At 35.9% G+C, this 26,053-nt stretch carries 23 protein-coding genes, 2 pseudogenes and 1 riboswitch; of the genes and pseudogenes, 19 read left to right on the forward strand and 6 right to left on the reverse strand.

Annotated features, from left to right (window positions below; translation table 11 throughout):
• Positions 1-503 precede the first annotated feature (503 nt).
• A riboswitch (purine riboswitch) is annotated at positions 504-603 on the forward strand.
• Between the two features lie 273 nt (positions 604-876).
• The 5 genes and pseudogenes from C7Y47_RS14820 (at position 877) to C7Y47_RS14835 (ending at position 7,409) form a co-directional block, all read left to right on the forward strand.
• Positions 877-2,067, forward strand: coding sequence for an MFS transporter (locus C7Y47_RS14820; RefSeq protein ID WP_142509482.1), 1,191 nt, complete (start codon positions 877-879; stop codon positions 2,065-2,067).
• Between the two features lie 413 nt (positions 2,068-2,480).
• Positions 2,481-2,765: a hypothetical protein gene (locus C7Y47_RS14825; protein WP_142509483.1), complete on the forward strand. Its 285-nt coding sequence runs from the start codon at positions 2,481-2,483 to the stop codon at positions 2,763-2,765.
• A 330-nt stretch (positions 2,766-3,095) separates the two neighbouring features.
• Positions 3,096-3,203, forward strand: a pseudogene (locus C7Y47_RS25695) (bacitracin ABC transporter ATP-binding protein); the annotation flags it as partial.
• Between the two features lie 15 nt (positions 3,204-3,218).
• A complete protein-coding gene (locus tag C7Y47_RS14830) occupies positions 3,219-3,920 on the forward strand; it encodes a hypothetical protein (protein WP_142509484.1) in 702 nt (233 codons plus the stop codon).
• An 882-nt stretch (positions 3,921-4,802) separates the two neighbouring features.
• On the forward strand, positions 4,803-7,409 hold the full coding sequence (locus C7Y47_RS14835) for a cation-translocating P-type ATPase (RefSeq protein ID WP_142509485.1): 2,607 nt from the start codon (positions 4,803-4,805) through the stop codon (positions 7,407-7,409).
• A gap of 323 nt (positions 7,410-7,732) precedes the next feature.
• On the opposite strand, the gene C7Y47_RS14840 is transcribed toward C7Y47_RS14835, so the two are convergent.
• The 3 genes from C7Y47_RS14840 to C7Y47_RS14850 all read right to left on the reverse strand — a co-directional run bounded on the left by C7Y47_RS14840 (position 7,733) and on the right by C7Y47_RS14850 (position 10,205).
• Positions 7,733-8,218 (reverse strand): DUF3231 family protein, encoded by a 486-nt coding sequence (locus tag C7Y47_RS14840; protein ID WP_142509486.1) that lies wholly within the window; start codon positions 8,216-8,218, stop codon positions 7,733-7,735.
• 893 nt (positions 8,219-9,111) lie between these two features.
• Entirely contained in the window at positions 9,112-9,399 is a 288-nt protein-coding gene (locus C7Y47_RS14845) for a hypothetical protein (protein WP_142509487.1), read from the reverse strand.
• Positions 9,400-9,509: 110 nt separating this feature from the next.
• Entirely contained in the window at positions 9,510-10,205 is a 696-nt protein-coding gene (locus C7Y47_RS14850) for a cupin domain-containing protein (RefSeq protein ID WP_142509488.1), read from the reverse strand.
• Between the two features lie 237 nt (positions 10,206-10,442).
• On the opposite strand from C7Y47_RS14850, the gene C7Y47_RS14855 reads away from it, so the two are divergent.
• From C7Y47_RS14855 to C7Y47_RS14880, 6 genes and pseudogenes are all read left to right on the forward strand, one after another.
• Positions 10,443-10,664, forward strand: a complete 222-nt coding sequence (locus C7Y47_RS14855) for a transcriptional regulator (RefSeq protein WP_142509489.1) — start codon at positions 10,443-10,445, stop codon at positions 10,662-10,664.
• Positions 10,661-12,157: pseudogene (locus C7Y47_RS14860) on the forward strand (opine metallophore biosynthesis dehydrogenase). The gene C7Y47_RS14855 and the pseudogene C7Y47_RS14860 overlap by 4 nt, the downstream one beginning before the upstream one ends.
• A gap of 262 nt (positions 12,158-12,419) precedes the next feature.
• A complete protein-coding gene (locus C7Y47_RS14865) occupies positions 12,420-13,250 on the forward strand; it encodes an AraC family transcriptional regulator (protein ID WP_142509490.1) in 831 nt (276 codons plus the stop codon).
• Between the two features lie 307 nt (positions 13,251-13,557).
• Positions 13,558-14,919 carry an NtaA/DmoA family FMN-dependent monooxygenase gene (locus C7Y47_RS14870; RefSeq protein WP_142509491.1) on the forward strand — a complete coding sequence of 454 codons (1,362 nt, stop codon included), beginning with the start codon at positions 13,558-13,560 and terminating at the stop codon, positions 14,917-14,919.
• A complete protein-coding gene (locus C7Y47_RS14875; protein WP_142509492.1) occupies positions 14,912-15,907 on the forward strand; it encodes an ABC transporter substrate-binding protein in 996 nt (331 codons plus the stop codon). The genes C7Y47_RS14870 and C7Y47_RS14875 overlap by 8 nt, the downstream gene beginning before the upstream one ends.
• An 825-nt stretch (positions 15,908-16,732) precedes the next feature.
• Positions 16,733-16,873, forward strand: coding sequence for a helix-turn-helix domain-containing protein (locus C7Y47_RS14880; RefSeq protein ID WP_255505205.1), 141 nt, complete (start codon positions 16,733-16,735; stop codon positions 16,871-16,873).
• Positions 16,874-17,426: 553 nt separating this feature from the next.
• Here the strand turns inward: C7Y47_RS14880 and C7Y47_RS14885 are convergent.
• Together C7Y47_RS14885 and C7Y47_RS14890 are read right to left on the reverse strand one after the other, a co-directional pair.
• Positions 17,427-18,035 (reverse strand): DUF998 domain-containing protein, encoded by a 609-nt coding sequence (locus C7Y47_RS14885; RefSeq protein ID WP_142509493.1) that lies wholly within the window; start codon positions 18,033-18,035, stop codon positions 17,427-17,429.
• 249 nt (positions 18,036-18,284) lie between these two features.
• Positions 18,285-18,599, reverse strand: a complete 315-nt coding sequence (locus C7Y47_RS14890) for a hypothetical protein (protein ID WP_142509494.1) — start codon at positions 18,597-18,599, stop codon at positions 18,285-18,287.
• A 268-nt stretch (positions 18,600-18,867) separates the two neighbouring features.
• Between C7Y47_RS14890 and C7Y47_RS14895 the strand changes: the two genes are divergently transcribed.
• The 5 genes from C7Y47_RS14895 to tlp all read left to right on the forward strand — a co-directional run bounded on the left by C7Y47_RS14895 (position 18,868) and on the right by tlp (position 21,580).
• On the forward strand, positions 18,868-19,104 hold the full coding sequence (locus C7Y47_RS14895; protein ID WP_255505195.1) for a transcriptional regulator: 237 nt from the start codon (positions 18,868-18,870) through the stop codon (positions 19,102-19,104).
• On the forward strand, positions 19,094-20,353 hold the full coding sequence (locus C7Y47_RS14900; RefSeq protein ID WP_142509495.1) for a DinB/UmuC family translesion DNA polymerase: 1,260 nt from the start codon (positions 19,094-19,096) through the stop codon (positions 20,351-20,353). Before C7Y47_RS14895 ends, C7Y47_RS14900 begins: the two co-directional genes overlap by 11 nt.
• 13 nt (positions 20,354-20,366) lie before the next feature.
• A complete protein-coding gene (locus C7Y47_RS14905) occupies positions 20,367-20,699 on the forward strand; it encodes a YolD-like family protein (RefSeq protein WP_142509496.1) in 333 nt (110 codons plus the stop codon).
• Positions 20,692-21,039 (forward strand): aconitate hydratase, encoded by a 348-nt coding sequence (locus tag C7Y47_RS14910; protein WP_142509497.1) that lies wholly within the window; start codon positions 20,692-20,694, stop codon positions 21,037-21,039. The genes C7Y47_RS14905 and C7Y47_RS14910 overlap by 8 nt, the downstream gene beginning before the upstream one ends.
• Before the next feature lie 304 nt (positions 21,040-21,343).
• Positions 21,344-21,580 carry a small acid-soluble spore protein Tlp gene (tlp, locus tag C7Y47_RS14915; RefSeq protein WP_053595505.1) on the forward strand — a complete coding sequence of 79 codons (237 nt, stop codon included), beginning with the start codon at positions 21,344-21,346 and terminating at the stop codon, positions 21,578-21,580.
• Between the two features lie 486 nt (positions 21,581-22,066).
• Here tlp and C7Y47_RS14920 read toward each other — a convergent pair whose 3' ends face one another.
• Positions 22,067-22,543, reverse strand: a complete 477-nt coding sequence (locus C7Y47_RS14920) for a GNAT family N-acetyltransferase (protein WP_142509498.1) — start codon at positions 22,541-22,543, stop codon at positions 22,067-22,069.
• Between the two features lie 141 nt (positions 22,544-22,684).
• Between C7Y47_RS14920 and C7Y47_RS14925 the strand changes: the two genes are divergently transcribed.
• The 3 genes from C7Y47_RS14925 (at position 22,685) to C7Y47_RS14935 (ending at position 25,997) form a co-directional block, all read left to right on the forward strand.
• On the forward strand, positions 22,685-23,113 hold the full coding sequence (locus C7Y47_RS14925) for a GNAT family N-acetyltransferase (protein ID WP_142509499.1): 429 nt from the start codon (positions 22,685-22,687) through the stop codon (positions 23,111-23,113).
• Between the two features lie 1,004 nt (positions 23,114-24,117).
• On the forward strand, positions 24,118-24,666 hold the full coding sequence (locus tag C7Y47_RS14930) for a hypothetical protein (RefSeq protein ID WP_142509500.1): 549 nt from the start codon (positions 24,118-24,120) through the stop codon (positions 24,664-24,666).
• 269 nt (positions 24,667-24,935) lie between these two features.
• Positions 24,936-25,997, forward strand: a complete 1,062-nt coding sequence (locus tag C7Y47_RS14935) for a suppressor of fused domain protein (protein WP_142509566.1) — start codon at positions 24,936-24,938, stop codon at positions 25,995-25,997.
• Positions 25,998-26,053: the final 56 nt, after the last annotated feature.

A 26,053-nucleotide genomic window follows, 5' to 3' on the forward strand; every position in this document is an offset into this window, starting at 1 on the left:
AAAATCGAACAAGAAGTGCCTTATTTTTATCTGAGAAAGGTTCGCTTTTATGAAAACGTAAGTTTTTCAGTGCCCTCCGCTTGTGTTGCCTCTTTTTCCACTTTTTTAGTTGGCTGATAACGCTTGACAAACTTTATAAGTGGGGTAATAGACACAAACTGTTGAATTTTCAACTGTTTCTCTTATGGGGATTTGCTGTTTGCTGAGACTTGGAGAAATGATTGCTTGTTTATCGATTGAGAGCTCTTCTATTACTGGTTCTACACCATAAAACAACAATAAAAAATAGCATACTAAACCTACTATACGCAAACAATCACCTCGCAATATTCTGTTATATTAGTATGTATGGTCAAACTTAAAAAAATATAAGTAAAATCTAAAATTTCTCTCTTTTGAAATGATTTTTTATTCGGTAAGCGTTTGTATTTCAATGATTGAAAGGTATAGTAAACCGATTTTATGAAATAAATGTTGTCATGCAAAATTCAATATGCTAATATAGCTAACGTAAATATTTGATCTGTATAACCTCAATGATATGGATTGAGGGTCTCTACCAGGAACCATAAAATCCTGACTACAAAAATTTTGCTTTATTTTTGTAGTCAGGATTTTTTTCTTTTAACTTCTTTCAGCAAAAGTCTCCCACCTTTATAAATGGTAAGATGAATGCGGTTTTAAGTCACTTTTCAGCGATGTCCAAACATCTGTACCTGTCGCGTACAAAAAACATCCGCTGAAAGAAGTTAAAGCCTTCGGCAGACGTCACAGAATCGGCTTTGTGCAAGCACAACCCGATTCCGGACGCAATTATGCCGAGGCATAATTGATACCTCTCTACAAAAATGAAAGTGTAACAGAAGGGTGATTATTATGAATTGGAGAGTATATATTCTTGCCGTTACTACTTTTGCAGTAGGATTGGTGGAATTAATTGTAGGTGGTATATTACCAACAATTGCAGAGGATTTAAATGTGTCCTTAGCAACTGCGGGACAATTAATTACAATATTTGCTCTTGTCTATGCAATATCTGCTCCTGTCCTTTTATCATTAACCGCAAAAGTGGAAAGGAAGCGCCTTTATCTTATTTCTTTATTTATTTTTACTTTAGGTAATCTGATGACGTATTTTAGTACGACATTCTCGATCGTCATGATTGCTAGAATTTTCACAGCGATGAGTACTGCATTGGTCATCGTTTTATCCTTAACGATTACAACAAAAATTGTTGAACCAAAACATCGTGCAAAAGCTTTAGGGCTTGTTTTCGTAGGTGTTAGTTCTGCACTTGTCATCGGTGTCCCAATGGGGATATTTGTAGCTGAAGCATTTGGATGGCGAGCTGTGTTCTTAGGAATAGCACTTCTTTCAACTGTATCTATGATTCTTATTGCGTTACTGCTTGAAAAAATGCCTGTTGCAGAAGTTGTTCCATTAAAGGCTCAAATTAAATCATTAGCCAATTTAAAAATCTTAAGTGCACAATTAACAACACTATTTATGCTTGCTGGTCATTATATGCTTTACGCATATTTAACACCATTTTTAGTAGAAGCATTTGATATGAGTGCCTCATGGATTAGTATCTGTTATCTAATCTTCGGAATAGCGTCTGTCAGTGGGAATGCTCTCGGTGGTTGGCTAGCTGACAAAATTGGTACTGGTAAAGCCATTCTATTGATTGTATCTACCTTCGCCGTTGTATTATTTAGTATTCCTTACACGATTGTTGCGTTACCACTCTTTTTAGTCGTAACAATTTTATGGGGTGCACTTAGCTGGGCTCTTACACCGCCATTACAAAATTATTTAATACAGACTGATCCAAAAACATCTGATATTCAACAAAGTTTAAATACGGCTGCATTACAAATCGGTATATCCATAGGTTCAGCTGTTGGTGGGGCTATGTTTACTGTTACAGGATCTGCTATGCATTTATCTAGCTTCGGTGTTATTTTAGTTTTATGTGCGCTAGGCTGTGCTATTTTCTCTCTAAAAAGAGCGCCAGTTTCACATGAGGCTGAGCTAGGGCTGAAATCGGCTCACAACAATTTGTAGTTAGAGTGGCTCATCGAAATCGAACGCCCCTGGAAAGCGCTTAGTCGGAACAGAAATCACATTAAAGTAATAGCAGGAATTTCCGATGAAATTTGGCCTATCATAAAGCAATTTGCGAAAACGTATATCATGTGAAAAGTTGATTGGAGTGGAGGCTTGGCGATAATCCTTGGGGTCAGCAATAAAGAGGAACAAAGGCTAAAACTATCACGTCCTGTGATAACGCCTTCGTGACCAACATCATGTTGTGGACGCCCCCGGGAAAGCGCCCAGTCAAAACGGAAATCAACCACGTTATGGTAACGAACTTTTAGAGTGAATTTTTTGGTTTAAATATCCAGAAAATACTACTGTAAAAGAAGGACAATTATATAGAGAGATAGAATGTAAGTTTAGAGGAGGTTGGTAAATACATGCTGATAGATTTAACGGAATTTAAAGAATCAAATGTGAAAGTGTTCGCAACGATTGACCAGACGCTTTACCGAAATGTGGGTGCTATTATTTTATATGAAGAGGATTCACACACTTTATCTGTACGAAAATTGAAACGAAAAATCGCTGATCAATATATACCAACAGACGAACTCGAAAACTTTCTGTTCGACTCTCAAGCAGATGCTATAAAATTTACTCATAAGCTTACTAGAATGAGTGCACTCGATTATTTATTAGTATCGAATAAAAAAGCTAAATGATATAAGGTTAATTGGGATTGTCCATAATTTAAAGAGGAGTTAGATACTATCGTTAATTTGACAATCCAGAAATATACAAAGGGCCCATTTTGAGTAATTATATTCAAATGCCCTTTGTATATTTTGATTCATGATAAATAATTTTACTAACTAATAGAAGTGATAGACTTCTCTTAGCTTTTTTAAGTAAAAATAGTTAATAATTATGAACACCCCATGCTCTACATTTCTTGAAGTGTTTTCCCCTATGTAATTTATCAAATGATATCCCTTAAGAACTAATTTTTTAAAAAGAAATTTTATTTAAATTTCCTTCTAGCTGAATTAATACAGCGCGTAGTTATTGCTAGAGCGCTGATTAATTTGCCAAAGTTATTATTAGCTGATGAACCAATTGGTAATTTGGATAGCCAATCGGGTACGGGCGTAATGGAACTAAGGAGGTGTTAGATTGTGCGAAAAAAACACATTTTTATTATTTTGTTCATCATCGCAATACTGCTGCTTGTAACAAGGAATACGTATAAAATGGAGATGAATAACATGAGTAATTACCCAATACCTGGAGAGATGGTAGAAATCAATCAACATAATATTCATGTTTATAAAACGGGTGAATCATCAAAGAGTAATTCCAGAATCATATTGCTACCTGGAAGTGGAACGACTTCTCCTTATGCTGATTTCTATCCTCTATATAGTAAATTAAAGGACAAATATACATTCACTAAAAAAATTAGTTGGAATACGATAAAGAGTATCGGTGAAATAGGACTAATTAATGCAATATCTAAAACAGGAGTCCTAGATAAGGTTTTCATTGATATTGATAATTTACCAAAGGACTTACAAAATATAAAAGAATTCATGGCCATAAAAAATATGAACAATTCTACAATGGAGAACGAAATACAAGAGATGAGCTCTAATGGAGAAATAATATTACAAAATGGGACCATAGGAGATATTCCATTACTTTTGTTTAGTGCAACAAATAATGGCTATAAAAATTGGTCACAAACACAAACAGAATTATTGGGGTTATCTACAAATACGAAGCAAGTAGTTTATGAAAACACTAAGCACTACATTCATCATGAAAAAGCTGAACCTATGGCACATGAAATTCAAATATTTTTAGAACAACTCGATTAAAATGTATTCACGTTTCTTCAATTGTTTTAATTAAACTCTTAATTTTTATGTAAAGTTGTATTGTAAGATGTGTAACTCAAAAACGCTTTCTGTACGTGAAATAATTAGAGAATCAAAATGCGTCTTCTAAAAAAATTATATTAATAATATCTAGAGAAAACAGTTTGTAATCGCAAGCTGTTTTTTTTATTGTACGCCTAGCATGGACGTAATCTAATTGGTACCAGTCAGCCACAAAGATAGAAGTAGTGTTAGCCAAGTGCAAGGCACCTCCTACTCGATAAGGAAATTGTAGAGTTTTAAGTGTGGATAATCAAGGGCAGAGTTTTCTCTAAGCTAAGACATTATATCCTCGAGGTCACTTCATTCTCTCGAGCGCTTTAACGCAAAGGTTTTATCAGCGATGTTCGAGGCCTTTATCAGTGATTCTAGCTCTTTTATCAGCGATTTTCGTTTGTTCTTTGCCCTTCAACTTTTCATGTAATAAAGATTCTTAATTTCTTAGTAGTACGAGTACTGCTGCTCGAAAATTGATGAATTTACATAAATATAATACAGAATCCATTTTATATGTTTACCTATCAAACAAATATTTAATTTCTATATCGATTATTATCATACTGGAATAGGGCAAGGAATAGATTGTTGTAGTTAAAGTATTTTAGGGGCTCGAGTAGATAGAGAGTCTGATGATTCAATACTATTTTTAGGATATATAAGTTTCTCTCTGCCTAAGATAGATAATTCAAAGGGGTCTACTGTTGGGAATCTAACGTATTAACTAATAACAGTATTTTCTCCTGAATCCAGTCAGTGAGAAGGAATTCGGGATAGGATAGCTGCTGTGAGTTACTTAATAATTTCAATTGGAGGGGGAATCGAATGTCAGACTATCATCAACAATCATCAGCTGAAGTTATGAAAAATTTGAACGTGACAGATCAAGGATTGAGTGATTATGACGTTCAAAAGAGGCAAGAAGTGTACGGCTATAATGTATTAAAGGAAGGAAAAAAAACAAGTGCATTCGCCGTTTTCTTTGGGCAGTTTAAAGATTTATTAGTCATTATTTTAATCATCGCTGCTTTCGTTTCATTTCTATTAGGGGAAGTAGGAAGCACGATTGTGATTATGGTTGTCGTTATATTGAACGCTATCCTAGGTACTGTACAGCATATCAAGGCAGAACAGTCTTTGGATAATTTAAAAGCCTTAACCTCTCCGATTGCCAAAGTAATGCGAAATAATCAACTCATAGAGATTTCTTCAGAAGATATAGTCGTTGGGGATCTTCTGTATTTGGAGGCCGGCGATTATATAAATGCAGATGGGAGATTATTAGAAAATCATAATTTGCATATCAATGAAAGCTCGCTGACAGGTGAATCAATCGCTGTAGCGAAAAGTATCGATCCTATTAAGGAAGGTAATGTAACGGTTGCTGATAAAAGGAATATGGTGTATTCTGGAAGTTTTGTGACAACAGGTCGAGGTATTGTCATGGTTACAGCTATCGGGATGCAAACGGAAATCGGCAAAATTGCAAATTTACTCGATACTGCGAAAGAAAAGAAAACACCTTTACAAGTAAGTTTAGATCATTTCGGAGAAAAATTAGCTTTAGGGATTACGTTAATCTGTTTAGCCATTTTCGTGATTGACCTTGTTAGAGGGCGTGCGCTAGTAGAATCGTTTATGTTTGCTGTTTCACTTGCCGTCGCAGCAATTCCAGAAGCACTAAGCTCCATTGTTACCATTGTGCTAGCTTTTGGAACACAAAAAATGGCAAAGGAAAATGCCATTATTCGAAAGCTTTATGCTGTTGAAAGTCTTGGAAGTGTATCTGTCATTTGTTCAGATAAAACAGGAACATTAACTGAAAATAAAATGGTTGTACAAGAGGTATATGTGGATGAAAAAGTTATTCCACATGATCAGCTACACACTGGAAATGCAGTTGAGAAAGATCTTATGTTAAAGGCAATATTATGTAATGATGCTGTAGGAAGGGACGATAAGGAATTCGGTGATCCTACTGAGATTGCACTTGTAAAACTAGGGAAGCAATATGGTTTTGACGAAATCCAGATAAGAGATCATTATCCAAGGGTGACCGAAATCCCTTTTGATTCAGATAGAAAGCTCATGAGTACTGTAAATAATATCAATCAGCAATCTATCATGATTACAAAAGGAGCATTAGACGTCCTTCTCCCTAAAATTATAAAAATAAAAACTTCAAATGGTATAGTTACTATTACAAAACAACAACGTCAAAAAATCGAAGCGGTAAATCGTGATTTTTCTATGAATGGGTTAAGGGTGCTAGCAGTCGCCTACAAAGAGGTAAAGGAAAATCAAGCAATTGATGCAAGAGCTGAAAAAGATTTAATATTTGTTGGTTTAGTCGCGATGATGGATCCGCCAAGAAAAGAATCTAAAGGTGCGGTTGAAAAGTGTATAAAGGCTGGTATTAAACCGGTGATGATTACAGGGGATCATAAAATTACGGCAACCGCTATCGCCAATCAAATCGGGATTTTAAATGAGCCCTCTGAAGCGATTGAAGGGCATGAAATAGAAGGTCTAACAGATCAGCAGCTTCAAGAAAAGGTTAATGATTTTTCTGTTTATGCCCGAGTAACACCAGCTCAAAAAATTCGTATCGTTAAAGCGTGGCAGGAAAAAGGACATGTCGTCGCCATGACAGGAGATGGTGTTAATGATGGCCCTGCCCTAAAACAGGCCGACATTGGTGTGGCAATGGGCGTTACCGGCACTGAGGTCGCTAAGGATGCCTCTTCTATGATACTAACAGATGATAATTTTTCAACGATTGTTAAGGCTATTGCAAACGGTAGGAGTATCTATACGAATATTAAAAACGCTATTTTGTTCTTATTATCTGGGAATGCAGGTGCCATTTTTGTTGTTTTATATGCAACAATATTAGGTTTACCAGTTCCTTTTGCGGCTGTGCATCTATTATTTATTAACTTACTAACGGATAGTTTACCGGCGATTGCAATCGGTCTAGAGCCGAATAATAAAAAAACAATGAAGGACAAGCCCCGAAATATTCATACACCATTATTAAACAAAGCATTTACTACTCAAGTGGTACTCGAAGGATTACTAATCGCCATTTCTACAACTATTGCCTTTGAAATCGGCTTGTCAACGGGAGATACTCTAACGGCGAGCACTATGGCATTTACGACATTATGCTTGTCACGATTAGTGCATGGCTTCAACTCCCGAGCTAAAGAATCGATCTTCGCCATTGGACTATTTTCGAATAAATACACTTGGCTTGCATTCTTAATCGGTTTTTTAAGCTTACACGCAGTATTGTTTATTCCAATGCTTACAAGTGTGTTTGAGGTTGCTACATTAAGCACCGCACAATTAGGCTTTATTTATAGTTTGTCTGTGCTACCGTTCCTTGTGAATCAGTGGTACAAGCTGTTGTTTGTGAGAAGGAGATAATGAGGAAAAAAGAGGCTGAAAGTTAAGATATCATATTAAATAAGGTATAATCTTCGGCAAAATGAGGGGTTGATTTCCGTTCCGCCTGGGCGCTTTCCTGGGGGCGTCCGATGAGCCGCTACGCTAGGCTCCAGGGTCTCATCTGTGACGCTATCCCCAAGGAGTCGCCCAGTCTCCACTCCAATCAACCTCTTCACAGAGCCTGTGCTTTCTAGCATATCACTCTAATTTATAGTGATTAAACAAAACTTTAGCATGAGGTTTGTCTGTGAAAAAGCGAAGCAACAATAAAAGCTCTCGTTTCAACAAAACGAGAGCTTTTATTAAATTGTAGTAGGAGCTAGTAGCCAGCCTTTGTCATTACTGAGTCGCACTAGCTTTGCACCAAGTATGGCATACCTTATATGAAGTTCTCCATATTTTGCAGTATGCTTCTTCTTAACGGATATTTCTAAAGCCTGGCTAACTGAAATAAGTGAAGAAGCTATATTCATCGATAAAATGGCGCTAATTTCTGTATCATTAATGGCTTTTTTTCCTCGAATATTGCCCATTTTCAACTGTCTGTAGTCGATTGAAGTAGTAGGAGCAAGTACCCCGTTTTCCTTTAATAACACTGTCAGATGTTTATTTTCCTCTTTTAAAGATTGCACAAAATCCACGATAATAGCCTTCAATTTTTTATCAACAGCATGCTTGAAAAATGCATGATTTGAAGCTATATAGCCATTATTAACGCCGATCTGTGTCCATATCTTAAAAATTTCCCTATAGCGTAGTGATACTAGATTTCCATTTACCAATTCCATAGTGACACTTCCTAACTCATGTTCTCGTTCATTTATTTGAGATTAGGATGTGTTAATAAATGAAATTCTAATCACTTTTTACAATAAAAGGGGTTAGCGATCATAACGTGAGGTTGATTTCTGTTCCGACTGGGCGCTTTGTTGCTGCCGCTTCGCTTTCGCACAGTAAAAACATTTGTTGCTGCCGCTTCGCTTTCGCACAGTAAAAACATTTGTTGCTGCCGCTTCGCTTTCGCACAGAGCAAAGCTTCCTGGGGGCGTCCGATGAGCCGCTTTTGGTGTTGCTGTCGCTACGCTTTCGCACAGTCAAAACATTTGTAGCTGCCGCTTCGCTTTCGCTACAGAAAACATTTGGTGCTGCCGCTACGTTCACACTACGCTTTCGCACAGAAAACATCCGCTACGCTGCAGGGTCTCGGGCCAACACGATGTTGGTCACGAAGGCGTTATCACATGATGTGATGCTTTTAGCCTTCGTTCCTCTATCGCTAATCCCCAAGGAGTCGCCCAGTCTCCACTCCAATCAACTTATATACACGGCATGTGTTTAAACAAATGTCATCCTAAATTAATAAGTTTATTCCTATTAGATTGTAGACAAACGCTACTCCTGATTGCATAAAGCTGTATAGTAATTTGATGATATGGGATTTTTGGTGTTTTAATCAAAATTATAATACTGTTTTGGCTATAGCTTATCTATTCATAATAAAGATGAGGAGCTGTTGATTTTTCACGGAGAGTGGCGACTCCTGCGGGATGAGCTTGCGCTGAAAGCCCCGCAGGAACGCAGTGACGAGGAGATTGAAGTCAAGCCCGCGGAAAGCGCCAACTCGGAGTGAAAATCAACCTTTGTTTATTGTTACGCATTATTTGTAGATAAGCTGAAAGTGTTATTCTTTTAACTTCTTGCTTTTATAGCTATTAATAGTTGTTTTTAATGCGGCAAAGTTTCCGATAGCTGCGTAACCATAAAAAAAGCCCATAAATATTCCTGCAATAAGATTATGTCTATGGCTAATGAAAATAGAAATAATCAAGCCGATAGCAAGGGCAATCGCGGGAACATATTTAGGCTGAACATGCATAAACACCTTAATGAGTTGTGTAATAAGTAACACAGCTGGAACGGCTATTATAGCGTCCCAAAAATTCGTATGGATCACTGGAAATAATTCCATTTTCTACACCTCTTTTAGTAATAACGAAGCTATGACTTAAAATTAGATTTTCCTTTTTATTTATTTTTATGCCATAAAAGGTGTAGCGCTTATGAGTCATACACTATTGCTTAATAATATGAGCCATAAGGATTCATATATGGATTCATATTTGGATAGTGATATGGCGGATATGGGTTCATAAATTGTGAAGGTCTGTACTTATTTTTATGTTTATGATGGGGATCTTTTTGCTCCTTTTGATCTTTTTGCTTTTCAGAGGTTGATTTTACACGGTTACAGTCTTTAGGTGGACCGATATATGTTGATGGTACAATAGGCGCGATTGTTTTCTTCCACTGATTTTCATCTAAACAATAAGTGTGAGCCATAACATTGGAAGGTGTAAATTTCAAAATATCTGAACCTAAAATAACATCAGGAGTTGGAGCATCAAAAATAGTCAATAAATGCGTGTCATTCTCAGTAGCTATTTCATAATGCCACCATCCTTGTGGTACATTGGCAACTTGGCCAGGCTCGATAGGATAGTTTTTAAACTCTTTTGTAAAAGGATTAAATATAGAAACAATGGCAGCACCAGAAATACAATAAATAAGTTCTGCTGCATTTTGATGATAGTGAGGCTCTATCACCTTATTTCTACTTAGAAAAATATCAAGCAAAGATATATTTTCTAACGTATTTAGTTGTTCTACACCTAGAATATTAATAAAATTTCGATCATCTTTTTTGAAAAGAGTATTGTCATTTACATCTGAAGTGAACTCGGTTGATGACGAAGTATAGTCAATATTCGAGCTAATAATTACATCCTTTCTAATTAATTTTCAATACATATCTTAAGCACAGAATATGTACAAAGCTATTTTAGTCTTACACAAACGCCCACTTTATTGCCCTCCTTAAAAATTAGCTGAAATTCCCTCTTCTGATTAGGAACATACGTGCGTATAATATGAATACGAACCTTTGTTCATTTAAAGAACGGCTCTGTTGTGCTCACTGTATATAACAGAGTTAGTAAAAAAGGAGCAGCGAGGATGAAAGAACAGTTAATAAAAGTAATGCAGCGTCAACAAGTAGTTAACATGATTTATGTAGCTAAGTCTGGTGTCATTACGAAAAGGCGTGTGAAAATCATAAAGATTGTTGGTGATTCTTTTACAGCATTTTGCTTTACGAGGCAGGCAAAACGTACGTTTATTATTAACAATGTTCTAGCATTAATGCCCGTTACACATCGAAAGCGTGAGGTGATATGAATTACGACAATTTGCCGCACAAAGACATTTTTTGTATTGACATGAAATGCTTTTACGCAAGCTGTATGGCAATGCTAGAAGGTTTAGATGTCTTGAAAGATCCCATTGCAGCTATTGGTAACTTTGAACAGCCCGGTAGAATCGTGCTCGCAGCCTCGCCGATGATGAAGGGGATTTTTAAATCAAAAAATAGACATTTTAATAAGGTTTTACTGTTAGGAACAGGGCCCACGGTAATTCAATTAGCTGTGAATTTCAAGAATTATTATAATGGTAAAGTAGCTATTGTTTGCTGGTCGAGAATCTTTACGTTCCAAAATTTTTTTTGACACTATCGTTCAGCATCAACTTGCACTTAAGGTATATATACAAAATATACAACATCAGTCTGTTGCAGGAACATGTACTATTGATGCATTTTTTAAAGGTTATCATACAATATATGGAAAATTGGATACCGTTGTACTTAGTGTTACTACAGATTCTTATTTATCAGTATTAGCACAAATCGATACCAAAGTGTTGGAGGAGGCTAGCTGCTTTATATTAATTTCGCCTACATTTGGCTCTAGTCATTTAATAACTAATTTCCTAAAGAATGTATCTCCCCAGGCTGAGGTAATTAGTTTTTCAACATATTATGGAGATACTAGATGGTTAAGCGAAATTCCATCAAATGAAGTATTGACGACAGGAGTAAAGAAAACAGTTTATATTGGTTCAACTTACTCAAAATCGGATAGATTAGATATATTATCTGAATTGTTTGATTATTTAGGGGTTCATCTGAAAAAAGTAGCATCTCCTCTTGAGGCAGAAACAAGAAATATTTCTTTATACGTGCACCCGCCCTTATTTATGAATGATTTTTCATTAAAAGCAATATTTGACGAAAAGAAAATAACAAAGTATGTGTATAAGCTTTATCCTGAAGGTCCTATTACTTATACTATGATTCGTCATTTATTAAATTATTGGAAAGAAATGATGGCGATTGTAAAACACTTCAATATTCAACCTCTAAATCTCTATTGAAATTTATGGTAGATGATAATTATCCATTACAGCCAGAAAGTATAGCCAGACAAGAAATAGAGGATTTTAACAAACTTGAGTCCATACTTCAAGAGTATCTGCTCTATATTCGCTATGCATCCTTATTAATTGACCCATTTTCTATACCAAATCAAGAAGGACGGTACTTTGATTTTTCTGCAGTTCCTCTTAGAAGGATTTTTAAAAATCATGATGGGGAATGGGATATTCCTAGAATGCCAAAAGAGGATTACTATCGTGTGAAAATCATTCAAGGGATTGCTAATGCCCTGAAATTGAAAAGTCCAACACTGGATCATTTTGTACAAACCTATGAAGAAAAGTTACAGCAAGTAGAAGCTTTATCTGAGAACAAAGTATATTCAGAAGCCTTTCGAGTAAAATCCTTTTCACAAGAAATAGAGATGATATGTAAGGAATTAATAGGTGTTATATAAGGACTCACGATTTTGACTAAATCGAGATTCAATGTGATGAAGAAATTAAACACTGGAAATTGTATGTGGAAATTTACAAGGCTCTTACAATATCGGCTCAATCATCATTCAGTGAACCTGAATTTGATAATCATGCATATAGCATTTGTAATTTGTGTATTTGCATTTGTTGCAAACCTTGCTAGACTATAGTTAATAATGAGAATCATTATTAACTATAGTCTTCATGTACAATGTTTGGATAGGGAGCAGGTGTACTATCATGATAGATTTGGATAAATTAGCCGAAATATTTGCTAGAGGTTTCTATGATATAGAAGGTGTTCACCGTTTAGTCATCCAGCCGAAAAGTATACTAAGTGAATTTAAGGCTGTCCGGCATGGATTTCTTTTTGTAATTCGTGGAGAGGCTAGAATGAGTGTGAATGGAACTGTCTATGAATTACATCCAGGCGCAGTAATTCATGTGGCTCCAGGTATGCAACTGGACGCGCAAGTTTTAAGTCAATCAGAGTACGAGTACTATTTACTGTTTTATAGATTTGACAAGTTAGACGAAGTATATGGAGGTCATGAATGCGACGCTCATTTCAAACTGGAAGCGGGAGCAAATCCGAGAGTGCTAGAATTACTTATCATGCTTCATCAGAATGCCAATACACTTAGAGGTATTGGAAAGCTTCGTGTTAAGGAGTTATTTTTAAGTGTCATGCATCAAGTTTTGATGGGGTGTAAGCATCGAGAGAGTGGCAGTTCACCAAGTGAAAGGGTGATAGAGGAGGCTATTGCATACATACACCGGTATTATATGAATCCGTTGACACTCGACGAATTGGCGGAGCTGCATGCAATGAGTCCCAAGCGTTTTTCCTACTTCTTTCATAAACATACTGGATTTCGTCCAATCGACTATCTTATTAATTATCGTATGGAAAGAGCGAGTGACTTACTTAAAGTAAGCAATTTTCCCATTCACGATATTGCTATTAGTGTTGGTTATACCAATCCGCTATATTTCAGTAGAGTGTTTAAAAAGAAATTTGGTGTGTCTCCCTCCGCGTACATACATAATTTAGATAATCATATAAATTGAGTTACTGATTGATATATTACGCCTGCAACTGGTGATGAACCGGGAGTGCAGGCTTTTTCCTTTTTGTCTCATTTTTTCCTTCCAGCCCTATCTTACACAGTCGGCTAAATCATCATTCAGCAAACCTAAATTAGATAATAATGCATATAGTATTTGTGATTTGTGTATTTGCATTTGTTGCATACCTTGCTACACTTTAAACGATAATGAGAATCATTATTAATTAATAGCCTTCTAGAGGTAACATCTGATCAGAGTATTTCATGGGCGCAAAACTATTTTTTCTATATAGGAAGGATTGGTAATATTGACTGTAAATAGACAATTATGTATTGGATTAGTCTTATCTGCTTGGTTGAAAGGAGGCGACTGGCGGCACCCAGACAGCGGTGTGGAAAAAATGGGTTCAATTGACCCTTACATTGATTTGGCAAAGATGGCGGAGCGGTCAAAGCTCGATTTTCTTTTCAGGGCGGATTATCTTTTTGTTAGTCCACAGATGCTTGGCGATTCCGCTAATTTCGGTAGTCCTGACCCTACTATGATATTTGCAGCGATTGCTCGTGAAACCGAGCGGGTCGGGTTAGTTACGACTATTTCTACGACTTTTAATCCACCTTATGTTGTTGCTAGACAGCTTCAGTCTTTGCATTGGCTAAGCAATGGACGTGCTGGCTGGAATATTGTCACTTCTATTGAAGGAGCTGAAAATTTCGGTGAGTCACCTATGCCTTCATCACAAGAAAGATATGCAAAAGCAATTGAATTTACGGAGGTCGTACGCAAACTCTGGGGAAGTTTTCCGAATGAAGCCATCGTTATTGATCGTGAGTCAGGTATGTTTTCTGATTTGAATAAGATTTCTCCAATTAATCATTCAGGTGAGTTTTTTAGTGTTAAGGGACCACTTACTTTGCCTGCCCATAAATCGGGACCGATTCCTTTATTTCAAGCAGGTGCGTCGGATACAGGACGAAATTTTGCCTCTTCAATAGCAGATGCTATTTTTGCAGCGATGCCAGACCTTGAATCGGGAGTGGAATTGCGAAATGATCTGAGAAGAAGAGCTATCGAGCATGGGCGCGATCCGGACGCCATAAAAGTTTTGCCAGGTTTATATTTTTTCTTGGCTGAAACTCGTGAGGAAGCCCATGAATTACATAAGGCCGCACACGCACATTTGACTATTGAGCGCAGACACGCATCGCTTAAATCAGTACTGGGTCTTGATTTGAGTAGCTTTGCTTTGGATCGTCGAGTAACTTCGGATATGCTACCTGATCCGAATCAGCCAGTCCGCAGCCGAACACATGCTGAGCTGTTGCGCCGGTATATTACAAATCATCAGCCTACAGTGGAAGAGGTATTAGCAAGGCCAGAGGTTGTCGGGTCTGCTCACTGGGTTTCAGTTGGAACGGTTGAAGACGTATTGAACGATATAATTGAGCGATTTGAGGCTGGAGCTATCGACGGATTTATAGCTATTCCAGGCGGTTCAGAAAAATCTTTGAAAATATTTTTTGAAAAGCTGATGCCGCAATTGGTTGAAAGAGGTTTGTTCAGAAGTGAATATACGGGTGTCACCTTGCGTGAGCATTTAGGGATTAATAATACTGATCATTATGATAGGGATACTGTGTTGAAAGGGGTTCCGGTGAAGAATGAATAAAAAATTTATACTAGTTGGCTTGATAGCATCATTCATGATTGTTTTGGCTGCATGTGGAGGAGGAGATAAACAGAGCAAATCAAGCTCAACCTCCGGCAGCAACGGAGATACAACGCAATCTCAAGTGGACAATATAGAAACAAGCGAAACAAGAACGATTGAGTATCTCGGTGAACAGTATACCGTTCCACTAAAAGCAGAAAAAATTGTGATTACTGGGGCTATGGAAGCGATGGAAGATGCGGTAATGCTTGACGTTCATCCAGTAGGGGCAATATCGGTGGGCGGAAAGTTTCCAGAAATGTTTGCTTCGGTAACGGACAAGGCGGAATCAATTGGTGAAAAAAGACAACCTAATCTTGAGAAGATATTGCAATTAGAGCCAGACGTTATTTTAGGTTCAACCAAGTTCCCAAAAGAAGTAGTGGTGAAATTGCAAAAAATTGCTCCCACTATTTTGGTGTCGCACGTTTCTACAAACTGGGAAGACAATTTGAAATTAATGGCCGAATTAACTGGAAAGCAAGGTGAGGCAGAAAAAATTCTATCCCAATATAAAACAGATTCACAAGCAGTAAAAGCATCGTTAAAAGAAAAGCTTCAAGGTAAAAAAGTAGCTGCTGTTCGTATTCGCGGAGGGCAAACTTACATTTTTGCGAAAAATGTAGACTTTAACCCTTTTTTATACAATGACATTGGTTTAGAAATGCCAGATCAGATAGGCATGGCTAAATTGCAAGATGCAATCTCTACCGAACAATTGGCAGAAATGAACCCAGACTATTTGTTTGTGCAATTCTCTACGAATGATAACAAAGATGCGGAAAATGCATTCGAAGACTTGAAGAAGAATCCAATTATCCAAAATATTAATGCCTTTAAACACGATCACGTATATCTCAATGTGGTTGATCCGCTTATGGAAGGAGGTCCTGTTTATAGTCGAATCAAGTTTTTAGAAAGTGTGCAAAAGCATCTGAACAAGTAATGGAATGGATCAAGGAGGAATGAAATCGTTATTAAGCCATAAGTTTGTTCTAATTGTCGTATTATGCATTCTGTTCAGTGTGACAATAATCGTATCTCTTTTTATATCTCTTTTCTATGATTCAAAATCAATGAGTTATGAAATGATATGACAGGCGTTTTTTCATTTTGATTCAGAGAATATGGATCATTTAAACATTCAAACTTCGCGCCTTCTTAAGTCCCGAAAAATTTACAATACCGTTTGTATTAACAATTAGAGCTGTAGGAATCCATTGGGAAACTCCTGAGATATTGGGGAATTACAGGACTATAAATTAGTTTTAGATTAATAAAAAAGACTGATCTAAAAATTACCACTTCTAAAATAGAACGTTTGTGCATATAACATATACGAACCAACGTTCTTTTTTTGTTGCGGAGGGAGAGTAAAAACAATGAAAGATCAGTTAGTAAAAGGGGTGCACCACAATCAGTTAGTATGTTAGATGGTTAAAATTACCACAAAAACAGAAATTTTTGTTCCGTACGAGAATATTTTAAGATTATGTCAAACGGGAAATTAAACTACAAAAACATTGTGATAGGTCCTATAAAGTTATTTCTATTGTTTATCGGTTGTGCGATAAGATGTTAAAAGATTTAATTAATCGATAAAAATTTCCCTTTCTATATTTTTCGAAAAAAGTGAAGCAACTTTTGAAGAATTTATTAAAAAATTTTTATGTTTTTAGGATTTTTTATAATTTTCAAATTTATTTTATTTATATCTCATTTTGTTACGGGGAAATTAACTTATGTTCATGTTTTTTCAGGAGATTAATTAATCACTCAAGAAGAATTAGCTGAAAAATGTGGACTACAAACTTCGTATTTAGCTAGTGTTGAAAGAGGGGGTAGGAATATGACTATTTTGAAAAAAAGAGCTGATTATGATCTTGCAAAATCTTGTAGAAGACAAAAGTGAAACTGAGGTAAAATTAATATTAAATATAGCTAATGAGATATTTAATACATACAAAGATTGAAAGAACAAGTAAGAGCTATAGTATAGAGATAAGAAATACACACTAAATGATTTTATATGTTTCTTAATTTTCTCTTTTGTCCATCGAAGACAATAGCAAACAGATAAAAACGGATTAGCTTTATTGTTAAAAGTAGCTACTAACGTAGAAAAAACCGATCCCCTGTATGTTAGGGAATCGGTTTTAACTTTGTTTTTTGTTGGGTATTTCGTGAATCGAATATTCAACAAAAAGCATCCATTAGTTTAAGTGAATAAAATGCACAATCAATCAAAGACCAAATTTTATGTTTTATGTAATGATAATATAGATGTTTAATCTTAAAGCAGAAAAACGTATTACACCGTCCGTAAATATGAACGGTGTAAAAGTAAAGATGTTTTTATTACTGAATAAGAACTCCTAGAAATAACAATAAAGTCGTTTGAAAACCCAATCATTATGCAACAATCACACGTGTTTGTTTAATTGTTAAAAACCTTCATTCATTTATCATAGAAGGTAAACGAACCAGATGCTTACGACAATAAACCAAATGTTGATTGACAACAGGAACACGCGCTCACAAATCCCAAAGATAAATCGCAACGGCTTGAACATCGTTACAATGACAGCCCCAAGCGAGATAGAAGAAATCATGGTTATGATGTAAAAGAATAGATTTAGATTTTTAAAGTCTTCCAGTAATTTTAAATGACTTCCTCCACGATCAATGACCATATAGGAAAAAGCGAACGCAAGAATAGCAAATAAGTAATGGAGTTTTCCTCGAACCGTAAGTTTTTCTCCTTCTAGGTCAGTTGGAAAGAATAACATGAGGATACGGGAGATGACCATTAGAATGATTAAAATCGGAATGGACGAGGATATGGAGAAGCGATCTTTTACATTTAACAACACGATAGAAAGTGACAATGCCCCTAAGTTGCTGAACCAAGCGTAAATTAAAAATAAATTTTTCGTAGCACCTACACCGTAATCACTTACAGCATGCCGAATAGGATGATAGCCTGTATTCTTAAAGTGAAGTATGAGAAAAAAAATGAAATAACTCAAAAAGAACAATACGGCCACAATCGATAGGATTTTCTCGATGGACAATTTCAGACCTCCCAAAGTTCATCAGATTCAGTTTCCCAACAGTTCCTTCCCCGTTTGTTGAATAGCATCGTCGACAATTTAATTTTAAATGACTTTATTATTTTATGATTTAAACGACTTTATTATCACGAAACATATATTTTATGAGAATCCATTTTTGTAAACTGAGATATACAACATTTTCACTTTAGAAAAAAAGCAAAAAACGAGCTAGCGAATTTACTTATTCGCTAGCTCGTTTCATGAAAATTAAAGCGGAAGGTCTTTTCGTTTAAATACTTCTAGACTTGCTATATAGAGAACTATACCAATACCTAAAAGAATGATTAGCTTCCACCAATAGTTTTCGCCTTCTAGAATAGCAGTTGTATTAAATAATACATTGACTGTGAAGTAATTAAGTACATTAAGGCTTTCGTCAACTGTACTTAACAACTGGAATAAGAAAAAGACAATAGGGATACCAGCCCCAAAAGCAAGGGAGTTTTTCGTTAAGTTGCAATAGCTTGAGCAAAAGAACGAAATACCGCTGTTATTAATTTTATTAGTTTTATAATGTTTCATTTACTTTGTGGCTATGTGGAAACAACACTTCAAAAAAGATTAAGTAGATGTCTACTTGACAGTGGTAAATCTAGTGCCATTGAGTACCGGTATTTTTTTTGTTTCCAAAAATTTCATCTTGCTAAAATGCAAACGTTTGTTCTAAAATGTATACAAACAAATGTTCTTACGTATGATAGGTAAAGGGAAAATCAATGTGCCAATAAAAAATATCAATAATACACAGCTGTTATTTATAAAATTTGAGAGATAGTGGGGGAAAGCTAAGGTGAGAGAGCGACTGATTAAAGCTATGCAGCGCAATCATTTAGTGAACATGATGTATGTAGTGAAAGATGGTTCCTTAGCAAAAAGGCATGTGAAAATCATTAAAATTGTTGGCGATTTATTTCAAGCATTTTATTTTACAAGATGTGCAAGAAGTGCAAAACGTACTTTTTTGATCAGTAATGTTCTAGTCGTTATTCCTTTTGTTAGTAAGGGCGTGAAGTTGTATGAATTATGAAAGTATGCCCAATAGACCTATTATGTGTATCGATATGAAATGCTTTTACGCCAGTATCGTAGCGATGTTACATGGGCTAGATGTTTTAAAAACTCCAGTTGCAGTAGTAGCAAATTTTGACCAACCAGGTAGCGTAGTGCTTGCTGCCTCCCCCTTAATGAAAGAAAAATTTAATATCAAAACTGGTAGTCGTCGTTATGAAATACCTAAACACCCTGACATTAGATTGTTTGAGCCTAAAATGAGTTTCTTTATTCAAATGTCGATGACGATTACAAAATTGATCTCTAATTACGTACCAGTTGATGCTATACATGTGTATAGTGTGGATGAAAGTTTTGTTGATTTAACCGGCACTGAAAAGCTTTGGGGTTCACCTGAAGAAACGGCTAAGGAAATACAAAGGGCTATTCTTGACCAATTTAATATACCTAGTGCAGTAGGGATGGGACCCAATATGTTAATAGCTAAATTAGCTTTAGACCTTGAAGCAAAGAAAACAGGCTTTGCTAAATGGACGTATGAAGATATTCCAAAGAAATTATGGCCAGTTCGACCCCTTTCTGAAATGTGGGGAATCGGTAAACAGATGGAAGCAAATCTAAATGCTATGGGAATACAAACAGTTGGTGGTTTGGCTAATACAGATCTAAAAGAATTAGAAAAGCGCTTTGGTGTAATGGGCAATCAACTCTATTACCATGCATGGGGAATCGATTTATCCAAATTAGGGGAGCCGTTAATAACAAACGGAGCTTTAAGTTTTGGGAAGGGACAAATGCTGATGAGGGATTATCACACACGAAAAGAAATCTCTGTAGTGCTCCTAGAAATGTGCGAAGACGTAATGAAACGCACACGTGATGTAGGGTTTGTTGGCCGTACAATCAGCTTAGGTCTTTCCTACAGTCATAATGCCACGACCAAAGGATTCCATCGATCTAAAACGATTGCAGTACCAACAAGCGAAACACTTGTGATGTATAAAACTTGTCTTGAATTACTGGATGAACATTTTGCAGGTGAACCAGCTCGGCAGTTATCTGTCCGAATATCCAACTTAGAGAGAGAGCATAGCATTCAATTGGATTTATTTGATGATCGTAAGCCACAGCGTCAAATAATCGGTCCTACAATGGATGCAATACGCAACAGGTTTGGAGCTACCTCAATATTAAGAGCAGTTTCTTTCACAAAAGCTGGTACAGCTATTAATCGAGATCGCTTAGTTGGTGGTCATTTGGCATAGGAGTGATTTATTTATGATACAAGATAGAGGTAATATTAAATGGGCATCGATGATGTTGCCGGAGCATTTGGAGCTTCTTAGAGAGTACAAACAAGAGCGCACAGAACAGCCAAGAGAATTGACTGAGTGGGAACTGGAAGAACTACAGAATACAATCGATCGAGCTTTTAACCAGCAATTGCACATAAAATTAGAAGAGTGGAAAGACTACAAAATCACACAGTGGACTGGAATAATTAAATCGATGAATACTAATGAACTCATACTTGAAACACTACTTAAAACGAAAAGTATTCCAATCCAAAGTATTCAATCAGCCCAACTGGACGCTGATTATTATGATTAAAGCTGACGAAAGACAGTTACTTCATAAGTATCTTTTATTAGAGCTAGCAGTTAAATCATTGCAGGTTGACTATTGTAAATTAGAGCAGTTTAAAATGAAAACGGTATTTCTTCCAATGATGGATTCATTACTAAAGGATCTAAGACAAGAATATTTTAACCTCAAACGAGAACTTACACAAAAACGTATACGAGTCGTAGGTTGGCAACCAGTAGATGAATACTTTAGTGACGTGCAAGTTGCCACTGCAGGTAATGATGTAGTACTTCGTTATGCAAATCAAGCTCTTAAATCACAGGTGGAAAAGCTGTTGATTAATCATATAAGCAATAACAAATGACAGGTACTAGTCCTGTTTTTTGTATTAAAAGCCACTCGTTTGCTTTGTTGTCTACTATTCATTGATTTCATATAAAAACTGTTTCTCTTTTTCTAAACCTTTTTTAAAAAGATTTGAGAAGATATTTAAGAAAGTTACAACTAATATTTCCGATAAAAACAAAAAAATAAGACCCTTGTTATTCCAAAATGCTTACTATAAGTGGAAATAAAAAAGGTAGCATTCTTCTTAGTAAAAATTAGTACACATAGGAACATTCTAAATTAGCCAACCTAGATTTATGTCAAAATTTTAGGAGGTTACCATGGCTAATTCAAGACACTCAAAACCAGATGATAGATCCAATAACGTTGAACGAATCCGTGATATCGTTAAAAACACTGAAGAAAAACTTCATGAAGCGGAAATTAGTTTGGAGTTTGCAGACCCTATGCAAAGTGAAATGATTAAAGAAAAAAATAAGCGACGTCAAAAGTCAATTGAAGGATTAAAAGAAGAAATGAAAGATGAAATGGCAGCTCGTAAAAAAGGTGAAGTGTAGAATTGGAGACTTAGGAAGAGGAACAAACATATCTCCATTCTTTTTAATGATAAAAAAGTGCTTATAAAAGCAGATGGTTTAGAGTTCTGTAATGGACCTCTACATGGCCATCTGCTTTTATTATGAGGTTGTAATAAAGGTATAGCTGTTGATGACGGTGGGGACAGCATGTTCCAAAGCAGTTTAAACTTCTTATGGTGTGGAAGCAAGAGAGCTACTATGAGAACTTACAAAATAGAGGAACACTTTATTTCTAAATAAAAATATTATGTAAACTATGGAAAGGAACTTGAAAATTTGAAGTGGAATCCCACACAAAAGAGTATAATTCTTACACATGTCGTTGGCATTTTTCTTTAAATAGCCGATTGTCAAAACAGCTATCCGTACTGACAATCATATGTGTGGGCGCCATCAGTAAAGGGGCGGATAGAAAAAATCACTCATGTCATAACGAGTGATTTTGAGAAATCATATCTACAATTATTAAATGGTTAGGTTCATAACAATTTGCTCGCCAATACGTCCCATTCTTCTTTCCCCGTTATCGACAAAGCCAGCTTTTAAATACAAATTTTGAGCCGGAATATTTTTATGATTAACGACTAAAACAACTTCATCATAATCTTTAAATTCCCTCTTCATAAATTCAGACAATGCTAACATCCCTTTTTTGGCGTACCCGTTTCCTTGTTGTTTATGGTCAATAGATAATGCAGTAAGCAACATAGCATTTGGATTATTAGAGTATTCTTTTACTCTTTCTGTTGCGTACAGGACAAAAAATCCTACAGGTACATGGTCACTCAAAATAACAATCGGATATTGACCAACCATCTCTATAGAAATTTCTTTTGGAAGGGCAGTAAATTGCCTTTGTTCTTCCGAAAGCTCAAAGGCATTCAAAATAGCCACATACTCTTCTGAGAAATGTGCTAATTCAATGATGTTCGTTTTTTGCATAAAATTGCCTCCTTTTTTATCATTTTAATATCAGAACAAACGTTCGTCAAGAGACTTGATTTATAAATGGTATGTAATCTCTTTAGTTTAATGGTTAAATATAGTTAATCAACATTAAAAGAAAAAATAGGGGGCGTAAAAATGGTTTTACTTAAATATGACATAGAGGAAAACGAGCTAACAATGTTAAAAGAAGTTTATCAATCAGTAGGGTGGATGAAACATGATGAACGTATAATAAAAAAAGTTTTCAATGCAAGTACACATCAAGTTTTCGCAGTAAAAGATCATAAAATTATAGGTTTTGCGAGAGCTCTTTCAGATGGAGTATTTAATGCTGCGATTTATGATGTTGTAGTACATAAAAATTATCAAAGAAGCGGGATAGCTAAAATTCTTTTAGAGGATATCATCGACCAATTAGAGGATGTTTCTTGTATTCAGCTAATTGCAACAACAGGAAATGAACCTTTTTACGAAAAGATCGGCTTTAAAAAATTGAAAACTGGTATGGCCATATATAAAAATCCACAACTAGCAGAGGAGTATTTGGAAAGCAATAATCCATGAGGAAGAGAATACAAAAAAAGCTGTAGCGTACGGTATCGCTACAGCTCAATTTGACTTGCTTAGGTTAGTCAGTAAAGCGATTATATCATACAATAGAGCAAACTAAAAATAACAACAGCTATATTTGATAAAGTATTTAACAGGAAAACTTTAAAGAAATCACTTGTTTTTATTCCTTCGTTCCATCCGTCGCTCTGGCGATTCTTTCCGTCACTTCGGTGACTTCTTCCGTCGTTCGGCCGTTCTTTCAGTCAAGTCCTTAATATTGTGTAAAATTCTATACAAAGTTTTCAACCCTGATTTTAGTTTTCCTAAATTTTACAGCTTATGTTGGGATTCGCCGCTAAAACTTTGAGTTTCGCCGCCAACCACGCCGCTAAACCATAAAGTTGCGCTGCTAACAAGCTTTTTATCCATCGTTTCAATCTGAAAAGAACCCTTTGACAGGGATGTAGAATGAAAAACTCAGGGGTTACGCCAAAAATATGAAGGGGAAGATATCTTGTACCCCTTAAGTTTACGCTGTAGCCGGTATATTCTTTCGCATTCTTCTGGTATTAGATAATCGATTCCTTGTGGAAGGCACGCTAGACAGTTGACTGAACCGACATACCAGAGTGATAAGCTCCACTACAGTTTGTATCAATTTTTTATAGTATCGTTTTTGACTCAAAAAAATGTTACACGCCCTCTATTAGTTAAAAGGATACTTACTTAACCAGGATTTTGTCCGTGACTCTATGCTACATTCAAATTTTTAAGCACCTATAAAGCCTCAAACTTTACACCACGCATATTGACAATCATATTTAAAGTTTCTTGTACATACCTATACTTAAATTCCCAGTAAAAATTTTATTGATGAAAATTAAGAAAATTTTCATTTTTTTCTAAGAAAAAAGTCAACTTCTTTAGCTATACTTATAAAAAAAGGAAATTTATGAAACCGTTTGAATATTTAAAACGTATTGGTAGTGTGGAAGAATATTGAAGTGGGTGAGGACATGGCATATACCATTTACATAGTATTAACAAAAACAGGTACATTATTATCAAAAGCTATAGGCATGTATACTGGAAAAGAGATGAATCATGCGTCCATTGCTTTTGATGAGGAACTTTTTGAAATGTATAGCTTTGGACGTAGACAATTAAATAATCCTTTAAGTGGGGGTTTTTTGCAAGAAGATGCAGTAAGAGGGCTATTTGAAACAGCTGATTGTGTAATTTATCGTTGTAAAATATCTCAGTATCAATACTTAGAGATGATGAAAATCGTGCGTTATATGTATTGGAATCGTGATCGCTATAAATATAATTTTATCGGGCTCTTTGGCGTTATGATGCAAAAGGAGGTACGAAGAGAGCGTGCTTATTTTTGCTCACAATTTGTAGCGACTCTTTTAAAGGTTGGTGGGCTGAAAGTTTATCAAAACCCAGCATTAATGACACCCCATTGTATCGCACAATTACCTTATTTAGAAAAAGTATATGCTGGGAAGCTTGCAGATTACTTACAAAGTGTGCGTTCACCAGCTATGTTATACGGTTAAGGCGAAATCTTGAAGCATTCAAATTATTTTTTATCCAAGCTATAATAACGCCTCGGCGAATTTAGATATCCGTTGAGGCTTCATATTTAGCCATGTCTCTATAGATTGCCATAGGACTTAGTAACTTTTACTCAATATCCACCACCGATTAATAAAAAAATCTAGTAAGATTAGAGGAATTAAACTAGGTATTATTCTCTTTTGAGTGTGTGTTATATACTTTATAGTATAATTATAGGTAATATAGAAATGCATAGGGGGCGTTGATGATGAGCGAAGAAGTAAATGCATATGGTTGGGATGCGATTGATCAGGAATTATTAAAAGTTTACGGAGAACAGGAGCCTAAACATTATGGAACGGTTATTCCATATTTATTAGGGGGAGAAGATCCACTTGAAGGAATCAGCGCCTATAAGAGTGAGACACCAGTTCCACACTGGCATTTTGTAACTTATGGATTTTCCGAGTTATATGAAAAAGAATCTGAAGATGCGAAATATAGCGGATATGGGTTTGAGTTAACATTTCGTCTTGCTCGAAATGAAGATGAGGAGGAGCCACCAGCGTGGGCGCTAAATTTGCTGCAAAACATGGGAAGATATGTTTTTGACAGTGGCAATGTTTTCAGAGCAGGCGATTATTTGGATGCTAATGGTCCAATCTGCGAAGGTGCTGATACGCTTTTAACGGCGCTTGCATATACGTTAGATCCCGAGTTACCTGCTATTGATACACCAAATGGACAAGTGGAGTTTATTCAAATGGTAGGGATTACAGACGATGAGCTTGAGGCAATGCAAACTTGGAATACGATTGGTGTACTAAAGGCAGGTCTAGAATATATCCCGAGCTATGTTACTGACTTATCTCGTGCATCTCTTTTACAGATTTCATCCATTGCTGGGGCGGTAGAAAAAGGAATGGCGGAAGAAGGCTCAAACACCGGCTATTTATTTGTGGACCAACTAGCTTGGGAGCAGGGGAAAACAGGGTTGTTCAGCAAACAGCTTAATAAGTTAACGCTGGGGGCAAAGCAAGCAGGAATAATCGGTAAACTATTACGGGGACGGATTTTAAAAGGGAAAAGACTAACCTTAGTTGGTCGAGGAATCCGAGTTGTTTTTGAGCCAGGAGAAAAATGTGGCTATAGCGTGGAGGAAGCGGATGTTACCATAACTTTAAATGAAAAGGCAGTTATGGAACTCACTCAAAACTTGATGCCACAAGAAAAAGAATTTGAATTATCTTCTATACCGGAACTGTCACTCTTAATTGAAAAAACATATATTAAAGATCAACAAGGAAACATTGTGGAAACAATCGGATGATAGAATATAATCTCCTGCTAAAACGAACAAAATATCCAAATGATATGAGTTTGGGT

Source organism: Lysinibacillus sphaericus, from assembly GCF_006864135.1.
Classification (GTDB): Bacteria; Bacillota; Bacilli; order Bacillales_A; family Planococcaceae; genus Lysinibacillus.

Coding starts and splice junctions, on each gene's coding strand:
- C7Y47_RS14820 (WP_142509482.1), top strand. CDS start 877: ATGAATTGGAGAGTATATATTCTTGCCGTTACTACTTTTGCAGTAGGA.
- C7Y47_RS14825 (WP_142509483.1), top strand. CDS start 2,481: ATGCTGATAGATTTAACGGAATTTAAAGAATCAAATGTGAAAGTGTTC.
- C7Y47_RS14835 (WP_142509485.1), top strand. CDS start 4,803: ATGTCAGACTATCATCAACAATCATCAGCTGAAGTTATGAAAAATTTG.
- C7Y47_RS14840 (WP_142509486.1), bottom strand. CDS start 8,218: ATGGAATTGGTAAATGGAAATCTAGTATCACTACGCTATAGGGAAATT.
- C7Y47_RS14845 (WP_142509487.1), bottom strand. CDS start 9,399: ATGGAATTATTTCCAGTGATCCATACGAATTTTTGGGACGCTATAATA.
- C7Y47_RS14855 (WP_142509489.1), top strand. CDS start 10,443: ATGAAAGAACAGTTAATAAAAGTAATGCAGCGTCAACAAGTAGTTAAC.
- C7Y47_RS14865 (WP_142509490.1), top strand. CDS start 12,420: ATGATAGATTTGGATAAATTAGCCGAAATATTTGCTAGAGGTTTCTAT.
- C7Y47_RS14875 (WP_142509492.1), top strand. CDS start 14,912: ATGAATAAAAAATTTATACTAGTTGGCTTGATAGCATCATTCATGATT.
- C7Y47_RS14890 (WP_142509494.1), bottom strand. CDS start 18,599: ATGAAACATTATAAAACTAATAAAATTAATAACAGCGGTATTTCGTTC.
- C7Y47_RS14900 (WP_142509495.1), top strand. CDS start 19,094: ATGAATTATGAAAGTATGCCCAATAGACCTATTATGTGTATCGATATG.
- C7Y47_RS14905 (WP_142509496.1), top strand. CDS start 20,367: ATGATACAAGATAGAGGTAATATTAAATGGGCATCGATGATGTTGCCG.
- C7Y47_RS14910 (WP_142509497.1), top strand. CDS start 20,692: ATGATTAAAGCTGACGAAAGACAGTTACTTCATAAGTATCTTTTATTA.
- tlp (WP_053595505.1), top strand. CDS start 21,344: ATGGCTAATTCAAGACACTCAAAACCAGATGATAGATCCAATAACGTT.
- C7Y47_RS14920 (WP_142509498.1), bottom strand. CDS start 22,543: ATGCAAAAAACGAACATCATTGAATTAGCACATTTCTCAGAAGAGTAT.
- C7Y47_RS14925 (WP_142509499.1), top strand. CDS start 22,685: ATGGTTTTACTTAAATATGACATAGAGGAAAACGAGCTAACAATGTTA.
- C7Y47_RS14930 (WP_142509500.1), top strand. CDS start 24,118: ATGGCATATACCATTTACATAGTATTAACAAAAACAGGTACATTATTA.
- C7Y47_RS14935 (WP_142509566.1), top strand. CDS start 24,936: ATGAGCGAAGAAGTAAATGCATATGGTTGGGATGCGATTGATCAGGAA.